The 18,351-nt window shown below is 65.4% G+C and carries 18 protein-coding genes (1 of these 18 cut by a window edge); 13 read left to right on the top strand and 5 right to left on the bottom strand.

Translation table 11 applies throughout. The features are described 5' to 3' along the window. Together F8S09_RS15560 and lspA are read right to left on the bottom strand one after the other, a co-directional pair. On the bottom strand, positions 1-124 hold the beginning of the coding sequence (locus F8S09_RS15560) for a heavy metal translocating P-type ATPase (protein ID WP_092265859.1). Its footprint begins 2,267 nt before the window's first position; the window shows 124 of its 2,391 coding nt (coding positions 1-124); it begins with the start codon at positions 122-124; the stop codon falls past the left edge of the window. Between the two features lie 31 nt (positions 125-155). Further along, a complete protein-coding gene (gene lspA / locus F8S09_RS15555; protein ID WP_078305939.1) occupies positions 156-692 on the bottom strand; it encodes a signal peptidase II in 537 nt (178 codons plus the stop codon). 247 nt (positions 693-939) lie between these two features. Between lspA and F8S09_RS15550 the strand changes: the two genes are divergently transcribed. The 5 genes from F8S09_RS15550 (at position 940) to F8S09_RS15530 (ending at position 7,299) form a co-directional block, all read left to right on the top strand. Then, a complete protein-coding gene (locus F8S09_RS15550; protein ID WP_017871616.1) occupies positions 940-1,500 on the top strand; it encodes a recombinase family protein in 561 nt (186 codons plus the stop codon). 164 nt (positions 1,501-1,664) lie between these two features. Further along, a complete protein-coding gene (locus tag F8S09_RS15545; RefSeq protein ID WP_152872380.1) occupies positions 1,665-2,051 on the top strand; it encodes a hypothetical protein in 387 nt (128 codons plus the stop codon). After that, positions 2,048-2,443 carry a helix-turn-helix domain-containing protein gene (locus tag F8S09_RS15540; RefSeq protein WP_152872379.1) on the top strand — a complete coding sequence of 132 codons (396 nt, stop codon included), beginning with the start codon at positions 2,048-2,050 and terminating at the stop codon, positions 2,441-2,443. Before F8S09_RS15545 ends, F8S09_RS15540 begins: the two co-directional genes overlap by 4 nt. A gap of 135 nt (positions 2,444-2,578) precedes the next feature. Continuing rightward, complete coding sequence (locus tag F8S09_RS15535; RefSeq protein WP_322618871.1) at positions 2,579-4,711, top strand: site-specific DNA-methyltransferase; 2,133 nt, start codon at positions 2,579-2,581, stop codon at positions 4,709-4,711. Beyond that, on the top strand, positions 4,711-7,299 hold the full coding sequence (locus F8S09_RS15530) for a DEAD/DEAH box helicase (protein ID WP_152872377.1): 2,589 nt from the start codon (positions 4,711-4,713) through the stop codon (positions 7,297-7,299). The genes F8S09_RS15535 and F8S09_RS15530 overlap by 1 nt, the downstream gene beginning before the upstream one ends. Before the next feature lie 300 nt (positions 7,300-7,599). Here F8S09_RS15530 and F8S09_RS15525 read toward each other — a convergent pair whose 3' ends face one another. Both F8S09_RS15525 and F8S09_RS15520 read right to left on the bottom strand, forming a co-directional pair. Beyond that, on the bottom strand, positions 7,600-8,592 hold the full coding sequence (locus tag F8S09_RS15525; RefSeq protein ID WP_152872376.1) for a hypothetical protein: 993 nt from the start codon (positions 8,590-8,592) through the stop codon (positions 7,600-7,602). A 1-nt stretch (position 8,593) separates the two neighbouring features. After that, positions 8,594-9,208: a competence protein CoiA gene (locus tag F8S09_RS15520; protein WP_152872375.1), complete on the bottom strand. Its 615-nt coding sequence runs from the start codon at positions 9,206-9,208 to the stop codon at positions 8,594-8,596. A 149-nt stretch (positions 9,209-9,357) separates the two neighbouring features. On the opposite strand from F8S09_RS15520, the gene F8S09_RS15515 reads away from it, so the two are divergent. From F8S09_RS15515 to F8S09_RS15500, 4 genes are all read left to right on the top strand, one after another. Then, the gene (locus F8S09_RS15515; protein WP_152872374.1) at positions 9,358-11,010 is read left to right on the top strand and encodes a M3 family metallopeptidase; all 1,653 of its coding nucleotides are present in this window, start codon (positions 9,358-9,360) and stop codon (positions 11,008-11,010) included. A 38-nt stretch (positions 11,011-11,048) separates the two neighbouring features. Then, positions 11,049-11,243, top strand: a complete 195-nt coding sequence (locus tag F8S09_RS15510; protein ID WP_152872373.1) for a hypothetical protein — start codon at positions 11,049-11,051, stop codon at positions 11,241-11,243. A 15-nt stretch (positions 11,244-11,258) separates the two neighbouring features. After that, on the top strand, positions 11,259-12,938 hold the full coding sequence (locus tag F8S09_RS15505) for a hypothetical protein (RefSeq protein ID WP_152872372.1): 1,680 nt from the start codon (positions 11,259-11,261) through the stop codon (positions 12,936-12,938). A gap of 249 nt (positions 12,939-13,187) precedes the next feature. Then, a complete protein-coding gene (locus F8S09_RS15500) occupies positions 13,188-13,403 on the top strand; it encodes a hypothetical protein (protein ID WP_152872371.1) in 216 nt (71 codons plus the stop codon). Here the strand turns inward: F8S09_RS15500 and F8S09_RS15495 are convergent. Continuing rightward, positions 13,393-14,001 carry a hypothetical protein gene (locus F8S09_RS15495; RefSeq protein ID WP_152872370.1) on the bottom strand — a complete coding sequence of 203 codons (609 nt, stop codon included), beginning with the start codon at positions 13,999-14,001 and terminating at the stop codon, positions 13,393-13,395. The two genes, F8S09_RS15500 and F8S09_RS15495, sit on opposite strands and share 11 nt — an antisense overlap. 330 nt (positions 14,002-14,331) lie before the next feature. On the opposite strand from F8S09_RS15495, the gene F8S09_RS15490 reads away from it, so the two are divergent. The 4 genes from F8S09_RS15490 to F8S09_RS15475 all read left to right on the top strand — a co-directional run bounded on the left by F8S09_RS15490 (position 14,332) and on the right by F8S09_RS15475 (position 18,302). After that, entirely contained in the window at positions 14,332-15,738 is a 1,407-nt protein-coding gene (locus F8S09_RS15490; protein ID WP_152872369.1) for a hypothetical protein, read from the top strand. Positions 15,739-16,181: 443 nt separating this feature from the next. Then, entirely contained in the window at positions 16,182-17,561 is a 1,380-nt protein-coding gene (locus F8S09_RS15485) for a replication initiator protein A (protein WP_152872368.1), read from the top strand. 85 nt (positions 17,562-17,646) lie between these two features. Next, positions 17,647-18,015 (top strand): hypothetical protein, encoded by a 369-nt coding sequence (locus F8S09_RS15480; protein WP_152872367.1) that lies wholly within the window; start codon positions 17,647-17,649, stop codon positions 18,013-18,015. A 29-nt stretch (positions 18,016-18,044) separates the two neighbouring features. Next, the gene (locus tag F8S09_RS15475; RefSeq protein ID WP_194165390.1) at positions 18,045-18,302 is read left to right on the top strand and encodes a DUF7669 domain-containing protein; all 258 of its coding nucleotides are present in this window, start codon (positions 18,045-18,047) and stop codon (positions 18,300-18,302) included. Positions 18,303-18,351: the final 49 nt, after the last annotated feature.

The raw sequence follows: 18,351 nt of genomic DNA, 5'->3' as shown, positions 1-18,351 counted from the left end.
GTGGAGCGTCCACGCCGGGCAACCGGGTGAGGGCGCTCTGCACCGTGCGGGCGCAGTCGGCGCAATCCATCCGTTCCACGAAGTAGCGCAGGGGCGTCCCTGGGGTGGAGGGGGCACTTGTCATACCCTATGATATCTGTATGAATGTACAGATATCAAGCTGAAGGGTGACGGTTGGAGGACGGCTCCTCGGGAGAGGGAGCGGGCACCTGCCCCCGGCGCCGATCCTCCCTGACGCTCACGAACAGCAGCAGCAGCACCCCCCCGACCACCCAAACGTCCGCGAGGTTGAACACCGGGAAGTCGCCTTGCCCCAGGGCGCGGGTGACCGCTGACAGCGCCGGTGAGGCGAGCATGTCGGTCACGCGCCCGGCGTTCAGGCCGTCGATGGCGTTGCCGAGGGCTCCCCCGGCGATCACGCTGAGGCTGATGGCCTGCCCAGTCGGTTGGGGGCGCCGCAGCAGGAAGATGACCAGGCCCAGTCCCACCGCCCCCCGGACCAGTGCGAGCGGCAGAGCCGAGCCGGACAACAGACTCCACGCGGCGCCCGTGTTGTAGGTCAGCGTCAGGTCGAGGACGCCGGGAAGCCAGGGCCGCACCTCACCGGGCAGTTCTGCGCGAGCCCAGCTCTTGAGGGCGAGGTCGAGGACGACGCACAGGATGGTCAGCGCGAGGAGGACGAGACGGGGCACACCTGACTGTAGCAATGTCTAGAGCAAGTCTGTACAGAAATACAGGTGTAGGGAAGGAATGCGGCCCGGAGGGTGCAGGTCGTTCCATCGTCATTGAGGGGTGAGCTGTCAGCTTGGGGTACACCTCAGACTGACGTCAGAGAAGATCGGCAGGGACTGTCAGAATAGGATTGGTTCTGAGTTTTCCTGAAACTTATTCTGTCAGGTCATAGACTTCAGCCTGACACTTCACCCTGGAGGACACCCTTTGCCCGGTCAACGCATCGGCTACACCCGCGTCAGCTCGCTCGACCAGAACCCTGCACGCCAGCTCGACCAGACCCAGGTCGACCGGGTGTTCACCGATCAGGCCTCCGGCAAGGACGTTCACCGCCCCCAGCTCGGAGCCCTGCTCGCCTTCGCCCGCGAGGGCGACACGGTGGTCGTCCACAGCATGGACCGCCTGGCGCGCAACCTGGACGATCTCCGCCAGCTTGTGAGTGGCCTGACCCGTCGGGGCATCCGGGTGGAGTTCGTCAAGGAAGGGCTGACCTTCACGGGTGAGGACGCGCCCATGTCGAATTTGCTGCTGAGCGTTATGGGCGCCTTCGCCGAGTTTGAACGATCTCTGATCCGGGAGCGGCAGCGCGAGGGCATCGCCCTCGCCCGCAAGCAAGGGAAATACCGGGGCCGCAAGAAGGCCTTGAGTGCCGAGCAGGTGCAGCAACTTCGGCGCAGGGTGCAGGCTGGAGAATCGAAAGCTGCCCTGGCGCGGGAATTGGGGATCAGCCGGGAGACGCTCTATCAGTACCTGGAACGTCCAGAATAGACCTGAACCTGCCCTCGCTGCGGCAGGTCAGGGCAAAAGCGCTCGCACCCAGATCAGCCTTAGCCTGCTTGTCTAGCCCTTTTGCGCGCCAGCGCAGCGACCCTGACGGAGGCCCTAAAAGGTGGACCTGACATGGTTGGGGCAGTTTAGGCTAAACTAAACACGTGCCCGCCCTGGTCTACACCCGTCATCCCCGCAGGCTGGCGGCGCGGCATCCCCGGATCATCGAAACCCTGCTGGCGATGAACCGGGCTGGACACCGGGAGGCGGTGGCCGAGTGCATCCGGATGTGCCGCGACCTGCGGGAAGAGGGCCGACACAGCCGCTACGCCAAGCCCTTGAAGTACCTGCCGGGGGCCTGGGAACTCAAGCCCACCACACGGGGCGGGCTGCGTGGGGGAGCGCGGGTCTACTTCTTGTGGCTGCGGGACGGCCGCCCGCTGCTGACCGGAGCTGAATACAAGGAGCCGGGAGCGGACGCCGACGAAGACCTGCTCGACGAACTCGTGGACATTGCCGAAGCCGTGAAGAGAGGAGTCCTGACACCATGACCGACCGTGCCAAAGCCCGCGCTGCCCGCCTGGCTGCCCTGATGAACGAAGACGGGACCGTGACGCCTGCCGAGCATCTGCCGGAGGGGTTGCTGACCGAGAGCGAAGATGTGGGGGCGACCTATTTAGAGGCCCTGACCGCCGAGACGGTGGGGGAGGGGCTGCACGCGGTCCGGGTGGAGTCCGGCCTGGAGACGCCCGAGGTGCTGGCGCGGCGGGGCCTGAGCAAGGGGCGTCTCTCGCAGCTCGAACGCCCGGACCTCAATCCCCAGCTCTCGACCATCACACAGCAGGCCGACGCGCTGGAGTACGACGTGACCATCGTCTTCACGCCTCGGCAGAAGGACCGGCGGGCGGTGCGGGTCGAGGTCAAGCCCGCGTCGAACCATTGAAAAGTGGAAGTTGCCACAGGCATGGGGACCGCCAGGAATGGCATTGGCAGCGACAGGGCCGTGGAGGATGCACTGAAGGAGTACCGCCCGTTCGGGTGCTGAAGGCCGCTCCTGGGCGCCCTATACACTGTCGCGGTGTCACGGTTAACCGATTTGCTGCAACAGGCCCGCAAGGCCGATCCGCAGCTTGCGAATGATCTCGAAGCGGAATTCCGGAGTCTGACCCAGCGCCGCACCTTCGGCTTGGTCTTTGAGCCGCATCAGCCAGAAGCAGTGGAACTGCCCAACCGACCTGTCCGCAAGGGCGACAAGGTGCGCGTGCTGCCGCCCAGGGGCAAGCTGGAGCGCGGCGATCAGCGGCTGTGGCGTGTGCAACGAATTGATCGCTCGGCGAAACGGGCCGAGCTGGTCGAAGTGGCCGACGCGCATGTCGAGGAGCCGCAAACCACCGGGGCAGCCCTGGAGAACCTGGTCGTCGTGGCCGAGTTCCGCGACCCCATCTATCCCGGACTGGTCGAGACGGGGCGAGTGGAGCGCGGCGGCGACAAGCCCTTCCACACGGTCATCAACGCCGAGAACTTCCATGCCCTAGAACTGCTGACGTACACGCATCGGCACCGCGTGGACGCCATCTACATTGATCCGCCCTACAACACGGGCGCGAAAGACTGGAAGTACAACAACGACTATGTGGCGAGCGATGACGACTACCGCCACAGCAAGTGGCTGGCGTTCATGGAGCGGCGGCTCAAAATTGCCCGTGAGTTGCTCAATCCGGATAACAGTGTCCTGATCGTCACTATTGATGAGAAGGAGTACCTGCGGCTGGGGCTCCTGCTGGAGCAGACGTTCCCAGAAGCGCGGGTTCAAATGATATCCAACGTAATTAGCACAAAGGGATCGGCTCGTGCAGGTGAATTCTCGCGCTGCAATGAATTCGTCTACTTCGTCATGTTCGGCGCCTCGAGCCCTCAGCCCCAAGGAGACGATATGCTTCGGGAAGAAGCGTCGACCGGGCAGGGTGACGAAGTAGAGTGGGGACGGCTTAAGCGTAACGGGGCTAACGGGTCAAGGACTCGCGCCAAATCCTTATTTTATCCCATATTTCTCAATGAGGACGCCACCTTTCATTCTGTCGGACGGCCCCTTGATATTTTAGAGGATCGTCATAGTATTGTTGCGCCCCCAGGGACCTATGCTGTTTTCCCGGTCCTATCGAACGGCAGAGAAATGTCTTGGGGGCTTTCTGGAGAAAAGGTTGTTGAATACGCCCAAAAAGGCTACATAAAGTTCGGTCAACTGGCACATGATAAGCACCAGAAATCTATGATTTATTATCTGACTTCGGGATATGTGGAAGCCGCCGAGAATGGTAAAATAACCCAAATTGGTACTGTAAAGAATCCTAAATGGGTTCACGGCGCAGACAAGGGAATGAAGCCTTTGACAATATGGTTTAAGGTGTCTCACGATGCGGGTTGGCAGGGAAGTCGTCTACTTGCACAGTTTCTTCCTGACCGTCGTTTCCCCTTTCCTAAGTCTCTCTACGCCGTTGAAGACGCCCTCCGCTTCTTTGTCGCGGACAAGCCCGACGCCGTCATCCTCGACTTTTTCTCTGGCTCCGGCACCACTGCTCACGCTGTCATGCGCCTGAACCGTCAGGATGGCGGTCGGCGCCAATCCATCCTGGTCACCAACAACGAGGTCGCGGCGGAGGAGCACAAGAAGCTTCGTCAGGATGGTCTGCGCCCCGGCGATCCCGACTGGGAACAGTGGGGCATTTGCGACCACATCACCAAGCCCCGCATCCGGGCGGCCATCACGGGCGAGACCCCGGACGGTGACCCCATCAAGGGCGACTACAAGTTCACCGACGAATTCCCCATGTCGGAAGGCTTCGAGGAAAACGCGGCCTTCTTCACGCTGACCTATGAGGCCCCGCTCTCGGTGTCCCATCACAAGGCGTTCCAGCGCATCGCGCCGCTGCTGTGGCTGCGGGCCGGGTCACAGGGGCGGATCATCGACGACTTGGGTGAGCAGGGCTGGGACATCGCAGAGCGCTACGGGGTCCTTCAGAACCTCGACGGCGCAGGGGAATTCTTTGCCGCACTGGCGCAGGCGCAGGGCGTGCAGGTGGTGTACGTGATCACGGACGACGACGCGGCCTTCCAGATGGTCTGCCGCGATCTGCCCGGCGGGGTGACCTCGGTGCGGCTGTACGAGTCGTACCTGCACAACTTTCAGATCAACTCCGGGAGGGCAGGCTGATGCGGTACACGCTTCACGACTATCAGGACGACGCGGTGCGCCGGGTGCTGAAGAATCTGGCGAAGGCCCGGAAGAACTATCAGTGGGACGGCAGTCTGTCGCAGTTCTCCCTGACGGCGACAACCGGCGCAGGCAAGACAGTGATGGCGGCGGCCGTCATCGAGGCCCTTTTCTTCGGGGCGGACGAATACAACCTTCCCGCCGATCCGGGCGCCGTGGTGCTGTGGTTCTCGGATGACCCCTCGCTCAACGAGCAGTCGCGCATTCGCCTCCAAGCGGCAGCGTCGGAGTTGGACTCGCGGTTGAGAGTGATCGAGGCGGATTTCGGAGAACCGAAGTTTCGCCCCGGCCACGTCTATTTCCTGAACACCCAGAAGCTGTCCAAGAACTCCCGGCTGGTGCGCGGGGAGGCCGTGCAGGAGGAAGGCGGCTTCCTGCTGCGGCCAGACAACCTCCAGTCCTCGATCTACGACACCATCCGCAACACCATCGAGGATGAGCACCTGACGCTGTACATGGTGCTCGACGAGGCCCACCGGGGCATGGGCAGGGACCGCAACGATAATGAGCGCTCCACGATTGTTCAGCGGCTGATCAACGGCAAAAACAGGACTCCGGCGATCCCCATCGTGTGGGGCATCTCCGCCACAGTGAAGCGGTTCGAGGACGCCATGAAGGGGGCCACGGAGCGGATGGCGCTGCCTTCCGTGCTCGTGAACTCCGAGCTGGTGCAGGCGTCTGGGTTGCTGAAAGACGACATCGTCCTGAGCATCCCCACCACGGAGGGCAAATACGACCTCACGCTGCTGGGGCGGGCGGTGGACAAGATCAAGGCGTCCACCCAGGCTTGGGCGGAGTATGCCCACGAACAGCGCATCGACCCGGTCGTCCCCTTGCTGGTGGTGCAAGTGGCCGACCGCGCCAAAGGCCAGGAACTTCAGGAGCTGGAGGAGCTGAACGCCATCGTTCAGACCATTCATGCCCAGTGGCCGGACTTGCCGCCCGGCGCCATTGCGAACGTCTTCGGGGAGCACAAGGACCTGACCCTGATGGGGGAATTGGTGCCCTACATCGCTCCAGAACGGGTTCAAGACACCACGCGGGTGCGGGTTCTCCTGGCGAAATCCGCCATCTCCACCGGTTGGGACTGTCCCAGGGCCGAGGTGCTGGTGTCCTTTCGGCCCGCGCAGGATCAGACACACATCACCCAGTTGCTGGGCCGCATGATGCGGACGCCGCTGGCCCAACGCATTCCGGGCAACGAGCTGCTCAACTCGGTCGACTGCCTGCTGCCCTTCTTCGACCGGCAGACGGCCAAGGCCGTGGCGGCGATGTTGATCAAGGGGGACACCAGCCAGGGCGAGGACGACACGGGGGCCAACCAGGACCGGCGCGTTCTGTTCGATCCGGTCACACTGCACCCCAACGCGGCAGTCGATCCCGAGGTGTGGACCTTGTTCGAGCGTCTGCCCACCCTGACCCTGCCCCGCAAGGACGTGAAGCCGATCCGCCGCCTGACCGCTCTGGCAGCCGCGCTGTCGCGCGACCATCTGGTGGAGGGAGCCGTCGAGCAAGCCTTCGCCCATCTGCACGGTGTGCTGGACGAGAAGTCGCGGAAATACAGCCAGAAGCTCGACCAGGCCCGCGAGAACGTGCGGACCATGAGGGGAGAAGAGGTGCGTGGGCGGATGGGCGGGACCGTCACGGTGACCCGGTCCTTCTCGGAGAGTGCCGATCCACGGGCTATCCTGGCGTCGTTCCAGGCGGCCGGGCGCCTCCTGAGCATTCCCCTGAGCAAGTCCTACGCCGAGCATCTCGCGGGCGAAGGCGCACAGGACGATGACCTGCTGGAGGCTTACATCGACGTGGCCGCCGCCGGGCAAGTGCCGGATCTCGTGCGGTACGTGGAGTGGGCGGCGGACCGCCTGGCCCGCCAATGGCTGGCGGAGACCCGCGAAGCACGCCGGGGCCTGAGCGACGTGCGCAAAGCGGAATACGACCGTCTTGAACGGCAATCCACCCAGCCCGAGCGAAGAAACCTGGTTGCCCCGGTCGCGGCCCAGGCCGAGAGCAGGGAGCGGCTCCCGAATGGCACCGAACAGGACCTCGCCACCTATTTGATGCATCTGATGGCAACGGACGCCGGGGCCTTTCCAGCGGACCTCAACGAGTGGGAGAAGAAGGTGCTGGAGCAGGAGATGGGGCGCGAAGGCTTCGTAGGGTGGTACCGCAATCCCAGCCGGGCGCTGCAAGAGTCGTTGGCGATCCCCTATACAGATCCGGCCAGCGGGGACTGGAGAGCGATGCGGCCCGACTTCGTCTTCTTCAGCCGGGAGCCAGGCGGCACCCTGGTCGCAGACCTGATTGACCCGCACGGCCATCACCTGGCCGATGCCCTGCCCAAACTCAGGGGACTGGCGGATTTTGCGGAGACTTACGGCGGGGAGTTTCGCCGCATTCAGTCGGTCGCAGAGGTGAGCGGTCAGTTCTGGATGCTTGATATGAAACAGCCGGAGGTCCGCGCTGCCGTGCGAGGGGCAGTGGACGCCAAAGCCCTGTACCTCTCAGCACTGGCAACCTCGTACTGAGCCTACCGGTCTGGCTCCGTGCTTCGGCCATTGCCGTGCCTGGTCAACCGCGCCCCTGTTTCACGACATGGGGCGCGGCCTTGTCGCGGAAGCTTCGCTCAGATGGCGGTTTGAGTAAGCTGCTACCGGCACGAAGTCAAGCAATCACACGGGCAGACGCTGGAGAAACATCGCTTCCGAACAATGGCGCCAGTTTGTGGAGCTTCCAATGGCCTGCTTATGGGCGAGCCAGGCAACTTCATCAACAGGGGGATAGTTCCAACATGCAACACAACCTCCATTAGTGGGCGCTCTACAGCTCTACACGCTCAGCCCGCCGCGCCGCAGGGCCTCTTTGAACGCCACTCCGGCTGACAGCCAAGTAATGCTCGGGTCCTGCGCGGGAAGCCACAGGGCCTCCAGCAGGCGCCGGGTCAGAAACGGCGTCACGACGCTCACACTCCCCGCCGTGTCGGCCAGGAACGCGCGGCCTTCCACCGAGTACGTCACGGCCACCCCCCCGGCCCGCAGCGTGAAGTACGGTCCCTCCGGCAGGTGGTCGAGGTCCAGCCGGTACGCTTCTCGACCCCGCACCGTGACCCGGGAGAAGGGTCCCGCGCTGGACGGCACGAAATAGCGGGGCAGGGGCGGCGTGGCGAGGGTCGCCGCCACCAGCGCCCGCACGTCGGCGTCCCACTCCTGTGCCTCGGTGGGGGTTCGCCCCCGGGCGAGCCAGAAGCGGGCGGCCTCGTGGACATACCATTCGCGGCTCCAGCCTCCGGTGTCTCTCGGGAGGACCCCATACGGGGTGCCAAGCCGGACCCAGGTGGTGAGCGTCCATGGCCCGGCCGGGGTCTGGACGAAGACTTCCGGGTAGCGGTGTAGGTCGAGGAAGTCGAGCCGGGTGCCTGGCGCCCGCCACTGGTGATAGAGCGTGCGCAACTCGGCCTCTTCCAGCACCCCATACCGCCGCAGGGACCGGACCAGGAACCGCACCATGCCAGGGGTGGTCCAGGGGTGCGCGTGAATTCGCAGGCGCCCGTCGTGAAAGGCTACCCGCATCTGCTGCCGCTCGGCTTGAAAGCGCAGGGTCTGCTGGGCCACGACGGGCGGGGTAAGGTGGAGCCTCTGGGCCACCAGTACGCCGACGGGCTGGCACGCCGCGGCCTCGAACCCGGTGATGCGGCGCTGCCGCTCAAAGCCCGTGAGGCTGAAAGTGGCTGAGCGGGTAAACACCGTGAACTCGTCGCGTCGGTCGGGTGTGGGGCACGCTTCCCCCTCCAGCTCCACTCCCTCGCCCAGGTCACCCGTCACGTCACACCGGCAGCTCAGGCAGTGTCATAGCGGTCTGGGTGATCGTGGCCCGCGCCGTCAGCACCAGCAGCCCCTCGCTGAGCAGCCAGTCGCGGCACTTGTCCCACAGCCCGCCCTCCTTCAGGCCGCCCGCCTCTCCCTCCAGAAAGACCCACACTGGCTCGATCTCGTCACGCAGGTAGGAGTCGGTGCGCCCCTGAAGCTGCTGGAGGGTCAGGGGGCTGAGCTGGGCTTCCACCGCCACCCGCGTCCCGTCCTTGAGGATCAGCAGGGCGTCGGCGATGCGCTTGATATGCGGAAACCGCACCTCGTACTCCAGGGACTGCACCTGGGTCCCGAAGTGCTGGCGCAGCGCCTCCCCGGCCGCCCGCTTCAGGGCGACGTGCTGGGGGCTTTCTTTCTCGCTCTCGGCCTCGAAGGGGCATTCGCTGGCCTCGCGAGCGTGGGCGAAATACCAACTGCGGATCGCGCCCATGCGCGGCTGCATGGGCTTGCCGCAGAACTTGCACTGCCAGGTCTGGGCGGCGATGGCCTCCCGGCTGCTCTTCTGGCGGAGGTACACCATGTCGAAGGCGCGCGGCTCCTTACCTTCCAGAATCAACAGGGCGGAGAGCATGGGTCCTCCGGGGAAACCGGCGTCAACCGTCGCATGGGCCTACATCGTGGCACGCCGTCTCTTACCGGGACCTCACCGAGAGCTCTCCTCTCCCACTCAGACCGCCTGATTCTTGAGGCAGGTCGCCGCTGCATGGTCAATACTTCGGTATGACGGTGACCACGCAGCACACGTGGGAGGAACGGTACCAGCACCTGCATGGGGCGACGGTGGACAGCGACCAGGCTTTTCGGGAGTGGTTGCTGAACTGGGCCGCCCTGGAATCGGAGGTGTACGAGCACAACACCGCCCTGGTGCGGGACTTCCAGGCGAACACGTCCGATGAGCAGGCCCGCGCGGCCCGCCATGAATTCCTGACCCAGCACGCGCCCAGGCTGCGCACCTGGCATGATCAGACCGCCCTCCTCGCCGTGTCCTGGGGCGAGCGCTTCGCGGTGCCCGCCGACTGGCGACAGACGTACCTGTACCTGCGGGTCATGGCCCGGCAAGCGGAGCAGCCCAGCGGCGACCTGGAAGGGCAAGTGGAGGTGATCGCCGGGGAGATCACCTCGCTGTACGCTCAGCGGCGCTACGAGTGGAACGGCGAGGAGGTCAGCGCGGCGCAACTCAGCCAGTGGTCCACCTCGCCCGACCGGGACTTGAGGCGGGCCGCCTTCCTGAGCCAACGGGCCTCGCTGGCCCGCATCGCGCCGGAAGTGGTGGGCCGCTACCGCGCCAGCCTGGAGCTGCGCCGGGAGATGGCCCGGCGCAGCGGGGAGGCCACGGTCCACCGCCACCTCTGGCAGGGATTGGAACGCTTCGACTACAGCCCGGCACAGGTCCAGCAGTTTCGCGCCAACGTTCGCCAGTCCCTCGCGCCCCTGCTGGTCGAGTTCCGGGAGAAGCGCCGGGAGCTGCTGGGGGTGGACCGGTTACATCCTTGGGACCTTGCGGTCAATCCCTTCAGTGGGCGGGCGCTCCCGCGCTTTGGGACGGAGGCTGAGGTGATGCAGCAGGTGGCGCGGACTCTGGCCGGAACCCTGCCGGGCCTGAGTGACCACGTGACCCGTCTGTACGCTGAAGGTCACCTGGATCTCACGGCCCGACCGGGCAAGGCAGCCAGGTCCTACACCGACTATCTGGCGGCGTCCCATCAGCCCTACGTGCAGATGAATCTGCACCCGACGCCCAGCTCCTATCAGGTGCTGTTCCACGAACTCGGCCACGTCGCGCAGCTCACGGGGGTCGCTCCAGGTGCGCCGTTCTGGCACGCTTTTCCCGGTGTGGAGATGCGGGAATTCGTGGCTCAGGTGTTCGAGCTGTGGTCCCTGGACCGCCTGCCCGAGTTCTTTGACATGGACGGGGCCAACCGTTACCGGGTGCGCTTCTACGAGCAGACCCTCTCGCGCATGTGTGCCCAGTGCGTCATGGACGAGTTTCAGGAGTGGTTCTACACCACCCCGGAGGAGATCACTGCGGTCCGCCTGGCCGAGGTGTGGCAGGCTATCCAGCAGCAGTACCCCACCGGGGTGGACCGGAGCGGCGAGGCGTACGCTGATCTGGGGTACCTCTCCCAGCAGTTGGTCCGCCGCCCCCTGGTGGGGATTGAGTACGCCCTGGCCTGGGGCTGGGCGTTCGAGTTCGTGGAGACCGTGCGGCTGGATCCGGACCAAGCCTTTGGGAGCCTGGCCCAGGCGCTTCGTCTGGGGAACACAAGACCTCTCCCCGAACTGCTTCACACGGCTGGAGTGAATTTCTCCTTTTCTCCCCAGCGGGTCCAGACGCTCAGCGGCACCCTGCGTCAAGCCCTGATGTTGGCTTAAGCACAGTTGCCCCCAGGGCCATTTCCTACAGTCTCGCCATGAACATCCTGAAGCGGTCGGCCCTGGGGCTCTTCGGCTTGCTGGTGCTGTTTGGCCTGGGCGCAGGTCTTCGGCAGGCGACGCCCACCGTGGCCGCTGCCTCGGGTGCGTACCTCGCCATGCCCGGCGGGGGAGACTACGAGCCGGAGCCGGAGATCGGCACCCAGGCTTCGCCCACCACCACGGCGAGCTGATCCCAGGCGGCCCAGGTGTCCGCTGCTCCACCCCCACCGTTTGACCAGTGGGCCGAGAGTGTGGCCTGGGAGGAAGCCCTGATCCGCGATGGCCACCCCCTCGGAGCCATCGCGGATGACCTGTGCGGGCTGGACCGCGCCGTTCCACTGACGCGAGCGGCCATCTTGCTCAACCGGTTGCACCAGGAGGAGCGCCGGGACGATGTGCTGAGCCGCGCCCACGCCCTCACCACCGTGCGGCTGGAGCAGCTCTACGTCTCCGCCGTCTCGTACTCCACCCGGCGTGGGCGCTCGATGCTGCTGACCGACGACAGCGATATGCCGTATGGAGACCTGCTGCACCGTCTCCTGAACGAGGTGCGGACGCTCCCCGACTCGGACAGCGAGGTCTCCAGGTCCGAGGTCGAATACCGCGTTTTGGAGGCGTTGCACTACGACAGCATCGCCAGTGGAGACAATGCCCGCGCGGTCGTGACGGCCAAAGAAATGATCCTGCTGGCGACCCTGGCCCGCGTGCCAGAAATGGTCGAACGGGCCAGGCGCTATTACCGCAGCGCCATCGCCCAGGCGGGTCGCTACCACGAGGACCTGACCGAGCGGCTGCGCGTCTTGCGGGGCATGAAGCCGACAGAGAGCGAATATATACGAGAAAAAGCTGGACTCGTCATCGCTCAACTGAACGTGGGAGACCTCGACGGTGCCCTCACGACCGCCCAAGAAGAACCCACACTCCCCCTGCATATCGCCGTCATCCGGGCGGTCCAAGGGGTGTTCTCGGCCGCGGACACGGAGTTCTTTTCGCAAAAGATTATCGGTTGGATCGCACTGTGCCTGTGGCATCTGGCCAGGATTGAAAGTCTTCCCCCCTGGCGCATCACGGAGCGCCGTGCCCTGGCGGCGGCAGCGCTCGACGTGGTCCGCCAGCAGCAGTGGCGCTCCGGACCGACCGACCGCCCTTTCGTCCTCTGGCTTGAAGCCCGGTGCCGTCTGGAGTCTGGCGAATACGGCCTGGCCCGCCACCTGATGAACCAAGTGACGGACATCGAAGACGAGGACCTGCTCTCGCGCCTCCTGCTCGCGGGCATGCGGTTGGAACTCGCGCTGACGGAGGAAGCCTTCCAGACCCAGACGGTCATTCGGTCCGAGGAGGAATTGAGGCGGGTGTTTGCCTTCGCGCGCGACTTACGCCACGGGTCGGCCGTGGGGTTGGCCGAAGTTCTGAGACGCTGGCATCCCCGGCCCGCCGCCTACATGGCGCTGTGTCCTCTGCCTATTCCAGAACTGCTGGCGGCCTCGGACGCGGTGCTGAGGTGCCAACGGGGAGCCGAGGTGTACGGGCAAGTGTTGCCCCCGCTGGCGGCCCTCGACGAGGTGGTGCGGGCGCTCGGACGGCCCGCTCTTCACCTCCAGCTTGGGAGCAATGCCCGGTACCAACGCAAACGACTCCTGGTTCGGCATGGGGACCTGGACTACTGGCGGCCTGTCGTGGTGGCGGCCCAGTTGGCGATGGCCCTGCTCTCGGTCAAATCCCTGGACCACCGCAACACTGCCGAGCGCCTGGTCATCGAGTATGGCCTGCTTCCACCCCACGTCCCCCACCGCTTTACCCCAATGGTCGAAGATCTCCGCCGGACCATCCGTCAACGAATGGAGCGATTCGGAGCCGGGGATTTCCCATTCCCGCCGAAGGACTGAGCCGCCACGTCGGCTGCACTGCCCACGGGAACGCCATTGTTGAGCGGCACAGTGGCACATCTTGTGCGTCAGGTCGTTTACCCCTGAGCGTTCGTCAGCGCTCCTCCGGAGCGCTCTATCCTCGTCCTCTCGCTGAGAGGGAGAGGGGCAAACGTGCACAGCCGTGAGTCGTTGTCTTCCAGCAGGTCGGGTGACCGTTCACCGGGTACCCGCCAACACTGTCCAGTCACTTCCGCACTTCGCGCCCTCGTGCAGTGGGCCGTCGAACTGCATGCCCTGAGCCTCCAGGCAGAACCACCGCACCGCGAGTTGGCACGGCTGGCGGCCCGCTTTGACCAAGCGCACGCCAAAGCGCTGGCCCTGGAGCTTCCCCTCTTCAGGGAGTTCCGGGTCGAGGTGGGTGGGATGTGCTACGTCCTGGCGCTGACCAGGGACGGCCTGGAATACACGGTCCTCAGTCGGTGATCTGGGTGGCCGCTGCCTCCATACCAGGGGGGTCAAGCCGGTGCAACTGCAACCGCTGCGGATCAAGCGGCTTGCTGGTCACCGGTTCATACAGGGTCCGGGCCAGCTTCCCCAACGCCTCCGGGTCAAGGTACGAGTAGAGATGAATCTCGCTGTACTCGCCGGTTTCAATCAGCGCGTGGTACAGCCGCCGCAGGGCGGCGAAGCTGTACCCGGCGTGCCGCGCCAGGACCAGCACCTTCCGGTCGCCATCGGTGTAGATGACGCTCTGCTTGCGGCTCCGGAGATCGAGGTCGAATCCCGCCTCCTCCAGCTTCAGCGCGGCCTGCCTGAGGCACACGTCGTCCATCAGCGCCGCATCGGTGGGCGTGAAGGACCCCGTCACCCCCACGAGCCGCCGGCCCTGGTGCAGGAGATACAGGACCTTCCCAACCGGGGTGTCGCGCACCGTGCAGACCTTGCGGCGCAGGGCATGGGTCACCAGCTCCTCGCCAAACAGGCTCAGGGCCTCGTCCCACAGCAGGGCACCAAAGCGCTTGATCTCCGACGCCAGCGGGGCGAACGCGGCCGTCGTATAGACCCGGACAGCATCAGACACACGAGACTCTAACATCCCGCCCCGAGACTGCCCTCCACCCCCTGACAGTTCTATTACTATTCACCATAGGCCCGAGAAGGTCGTGTTACACTCCCGCTGGAGGCGACCCCATCCTGATCCAGAACTGAACCGAGCCCCCCCACAGCCGCAAAAAACCCCGCGTGCCACCGCGAGGTCTTTGCCAAACCAAGTTCGCTCAAGTCGACGAGGCCCGTACTGCCTCAGACTGTAGCGGACGCCGCCCCCTTTTGGCAAGGGAGAGCCGCCGTGTTGCCCGAACCCCTTCCCCCCAGTGGGGCACTGGAGGGTGCTGCCACCAGCATCCCCCCCATGTTGATTCCCGACCCTCGTGACCTCTCCGCCGCCGAGCGCCTCCTGCTCGCCGCCGCGCAGCAGCGGTTGCGGGAGCGCCAGCAGCAGGCCCGCGAGTTCTCACAAGGTCTGTATGAGCAATACCGGCCGCATATGGTGCTCCCCTGTCTGGAGGAAACGCCTTCTAAAGCACTCATAGGGCCAGGAATGGCCCTGCAAAGTGTGCGGTGGGGGAAGACCTCACCCCCACCCCAGCAGGCCCCTTCACGGCCCGCTGGGGTGCCCGACTGGTCTCCAGTGGTGGAGAGGGCGGTGGACCAGACCTTCCGGCAGCTCCCCCATCCCCCCAGGCCCGGCACACCGGAGGCCCGCGCCGCCCAAGTGGTGCAGTTGGCGGAACCGATCCTGCGGGAACGGCTGCGTAGGCGTATGCAGGTCGAGCGGGAGGCCAAGGGCCAGGAGGGCAAGGCGTATCTCCGGACGGACCGAGTGGAGCGGAACCTAAGGGTCCTGGGTGCCCTGGCCGAGGCGGCCTACACCCTGATCGGGGCCAGGGGACAGCAGGCCGGGCACATCACCAGCTACACCTACTTCACGGTGCTGGACGTGCTGCCCATCGCCACCGGGCTGAGCACCGCCTCGTGCGAGCGGGCCACCCGGGACCTGCGGGCCTGCGGCCTGCTCGCTACCTGGAGCGACTGGACGACCGCCGAATTTCTCGACCGGGCGACCGGCGAGCAGGTCCGTACCCGCGCCCGCACCGGCGTCTGGGTCTGCCTGGAACTCAGGCCCGAGGCGCACCGCCGGGCCAGGATCTTTCCCTCGGAACTGCCCCGGGATGAGCGGGGGCAGCTTCAACCTGCCCGAGACCTGGAGGCCGACCGGCGCGTGGGCCGCACCGCCTGGCAGGCCCGGAAGGAAGTGAGGGAATCTTCTCCCCTTCAGAGGAGAAGAGAAGGGATGGGGTACCTGGTGCAGTGGGCGTTATCCCAGGCAGAATGTATATATTCCGTTGTTAGAGATTCCCTCACTTCCCCCCACCTCGCCCACACGACCAGCCCCCAGGAACTCGTGTGGAGCTTGCAGGCGGTGCTGAGCGAACACCCGCAACGGCGCGGGGAGGTCATCGGGGAAGCCGCCCAAGCGCTCACCCGGCTCTACCGCGACCCCGGCAGCTTCCCGCACTATTGCCGGATGCTCTGGCGGGCCAGCGAGGCGGAATTCAGGGGCGTCCCGGCTTTCCGGCAACTGGAGGCCGCCATGCTGCGGACCCTGGTGGCCATGCGGGAGGTGAACCTGCGGCGCCCGGGAGCCTACCTGCTCAAGCAGCTTGAGCGGGCCGGGTGGTTGGAGTCGGTGTACCGCAAAGCCCGCCTTGCTGGCCCAGGGAACCGGTCTGGACCTCCTACCGACAGCTTTGCGTGAAGGGAGAGAGGGTGGCCAAAGTGAGGGTGAACCTGTCTCGTCTCAGCGCACGTTTTTCAGGTCAGAGGCCGCCTGACACCCCGCACCGATACTTTTGCGTGATTGCCCCCTCGACCCCCCGACACCTTTGCGTGATTGGCCTGCCAGAGCACCGACACCTTCGTGTGGTTTTCGGGGCACAGCTCCCGACACCTTTGCGTGGTTGGCAAGAACGGGCCGTGCTGGACGGTGGTTTGCGCTGCCACCCCCCTCCTATGGCCCATCCCCGACACCTTTGCGTGGTTGGGCCTCCAAACCCCCGACACCTTTGCGTGATTTGGCCCCTGATCCCCGACACCTTTGCGTGGTTTTCACGGAGATAGGCCGTCCAGGACGCCGCAGGCCCTCCGCCTTGTTGTTGTTTTTTATCTTTTATCTTAAACAAGAACAACAACAGGCCCCCCATGACTGATCCCACCCTCACCAGCAAAACCGAACGCCGGGACGAGCGGAACATCGCCCGGCTGGGCATCATCAGCATCCAGTCGCGGGTGGACGACGACGTGAAAACCTGGCAGGCCGAGTTTGTCATCGACGGGCGGCCCTACCGGGTGGAGTGTGCCGCCCCCTACGGCCGCCCGCATGGGGTGGACACCGACATCATCCTGGCGGTGCAGACCCTCTTCGTGCGGGCCGGGTGCCCGGCGCACGACTGGCTGCACACCACCGCCTACGAGCTGCGGGCGGTGGCCGGGCTGCCGGACAATGGCCGCACCTACCAGCGGCTGCGCGACAGCCTCAAGCGGCTGTGGAGCACCGGCTTCCTGGTGGGGGAGGGCTGGTACGACCAGGTGCGCGACCGGCGGGTGTGGAGCTCCGACACCCTGCGGTACATCGAGCGGATTCGCTACCACGAGATGGACAACGACCTGGAGCAGCTTCCCGGTCTCGATCCCTCCGCGACCCTCAGCATCAAGCTGGGAGAACAGCTCGCGGAGAGCATCCGTGCCCGGCAGGTTCAGGTGCTCGACGGGCGCTTGCTGGTGCAACTGGAGCAGCCTCCCGCGCGGGCGCTCTACCGGCTGCTGGAAGCGCACCGGCTCGACCCCCGGGGGCAGCGCCGGATGACCCTGGAGGTCACGCTGGCCGACTGGCGGCTGGCCTGCGGCATCCAGACCGAGCGCCCCGAACTGGTGCGGCGCGCCCTGGCCCCGGCCCACGACGAACTGCGGGCCATCGGGTACCTCGCGGGGGTGGAGATCGAGGGCCGGGGCCGCCACCAGCTCCTGCGCTACACCTTCGCGGAGGACAACGCCCCCGACCCCGCGTTGCTGGAACTGCTGATCGGGGTCGGGGTCAGCCGCAGCGCCGCCGCTGCCCTGGTGAGCGAGCATGGCGAGCGGGTCGAGACCGCGGTGGCCTTTGTGCGGCACCGGCAGCAGGAGGGCCGGGTGAAGAATCCGGGCGGGCTGGTGGTGGACTACCTGCGTCATGACGGCAAGTACGTGCTGCCCGGGCACCTGGCGCCCGCCGGGTCGCCCGAAGCCGCCCAGCGGGCCGTCGCCGCCTTGCAACAGGCAGAGCGGCTGGCCGAGCAGGAGATCGACCGGGAGCGGGCGCGGGTGGCGGGCCTCCCGCCCGCCGAGCAGTACGAGGCGGTCAAGCCTGCGCTGAAATTGCTGCTCAAACCGCTGGGCAAGGACCTCTACGCGCTGTTCGAGGAGGGGTGCCGCGCCGGGGTGTTTCAGGCCCTGGAAGAACGCGACCGGGCCTCGGTGGCAATGGCGGAGCTGCGGATGCAGGAGCATCTGGACGAGCTGCGCCGTCGATTGCGCGACGCTTAATTCAGAACTACCTGGCCGGAAGAGTCCAGCGTCAACCACCCAACGTGTCCGTCCACCTCAACCGTTCACTGGCTTACGCTGGAGCATGGACAAATATGAACGCGCTTCACAGGCATGGGCCGTCCTGGCCTGGGCCGCCCGTCACCGGCAGACCCTCACGTACCAGCACCTGGGGCAGGCCACAGGAATGCACCCGGCAGGCATCGGCATGATCTTGGACCCTATTCAGGACTATTGTCGGGACCGTAACCTCCCCCCACTCACCGTCCTGGTGGTTCAAAAGGACACGGGACTTCCTAGTTCGGGCTTCACCGCCGCGCAGGCAGTTCAAACCGCCAGCGATCAGGCGAAGGTCTTCTCCTTCGATTGGCTGAGCTACGGCAACCCCCAGGTCCAGGGGCTGCGGGACAGAGCAGTACCTGTGATCGAAGAAGTGCCAGGCCCGGTGTCATGACCCTACCGGGTTCATTCAGGGGGGCTGAAGTGAAGACCGCGTGGGAACATGTGTTGAAGGCTGCCAGGAACCTGCACCAAGAAGGGCATCCGACCCTCACGCGCCGACAACTCCGGGATGAGGCTGTGCGGCTCGGCTGGAGCGGCGACCCCAGCACCATTGAGACGCACGTCACCGCCCATATGCGGGACGACCGCGAACATGCCCCCCACCCTTATCTGGAGTACGTTGCACGCAACACCTACCGCTTGAACGACGCTGGCTGGCGAGCTGCTGAAGGCCTTTGACAAGGCCCACAGGTGAAGCAGCTCTTGCTCGCCTCCTCAAGCTTGGGTG

Origin of the sequence: Deinococcus terrestris (assembly GCF_009377345.1) — a bacterium.
Taxonomy (GTDB): domain Bacteria; phylum Deinococcota; class Deinococci; order Deinococcales; family Deinococcaceae; genus Deinococcus; species Deinococcus terrestris.
Note: the sequence above shows the minus strand (reverse complement) of the source record. Positions and strands in the feature narration are given on the sequence as shown.

What these genes read in the sequence shown, in the direction of transcription:
- F8S09_RS15485 (WP_152872368.1), top strand. Translation starts at nt 16,182, where the DNA reads ATGACTGATCCCACCCTCACCAGCAAAACCGAACGCCGGGACGAGCGG.
- F8S09_RS15520 (WP_152872375.1), bottom strand. Translation starts at nt 9,208, where the DNA reads ATGCTCTCCGCCCTGTTGATTCTGGAAGGTAAGGAGCCGCGCGCCTTC.
- F8S09_RS15490 (WP_152872369.1), top strand. Translation starts at nt 14,332, where the DNA reads ATGTTGATTCCCGACCCTCGTGACCTCTCCGCCGCCGAGCGCCTCCTG.
- F8S09_RS15530 (WP_152872377.1), top strand. Translation starts at nt 4,711, where the DNA reads ATGCGGTACACGCTTCACGACTATCAGGACGACGCGGTGCGCCGGGTG.
- F8S09_RS15510 (WP_152872373.1), top strand. Translation starts at nt 11,049, where the DNA reads ATGAACATCCTGAAGCGGTCGGCCCTGGGGCTCTTCGGCTTGCTGGTG.
- F8S09_RS15515 (WP_152872374.1), top strand. Translation starts at nt 9,358, where the DNA reads ATGACGGTGACCACGCAGCACACGTGGGAGGAACGGTACCAGCACCTG.
- F8S09_RS15540 (WP_152872379.1), top strand. Translation starts at nt 2,048, where the DNA reads ATGACCGACCGTGCCAAAGCCCGCGCTGCCCGCCTGGCTGCCCTGATG.
- F8S09_RS15480 (WP_152872367.1), top strand. Translation starts at nt 17,647, where the DNA reads ATGGACAAATATGAACGCGCTTCACAGGCATGGGCCGTCCTGGCCTGG.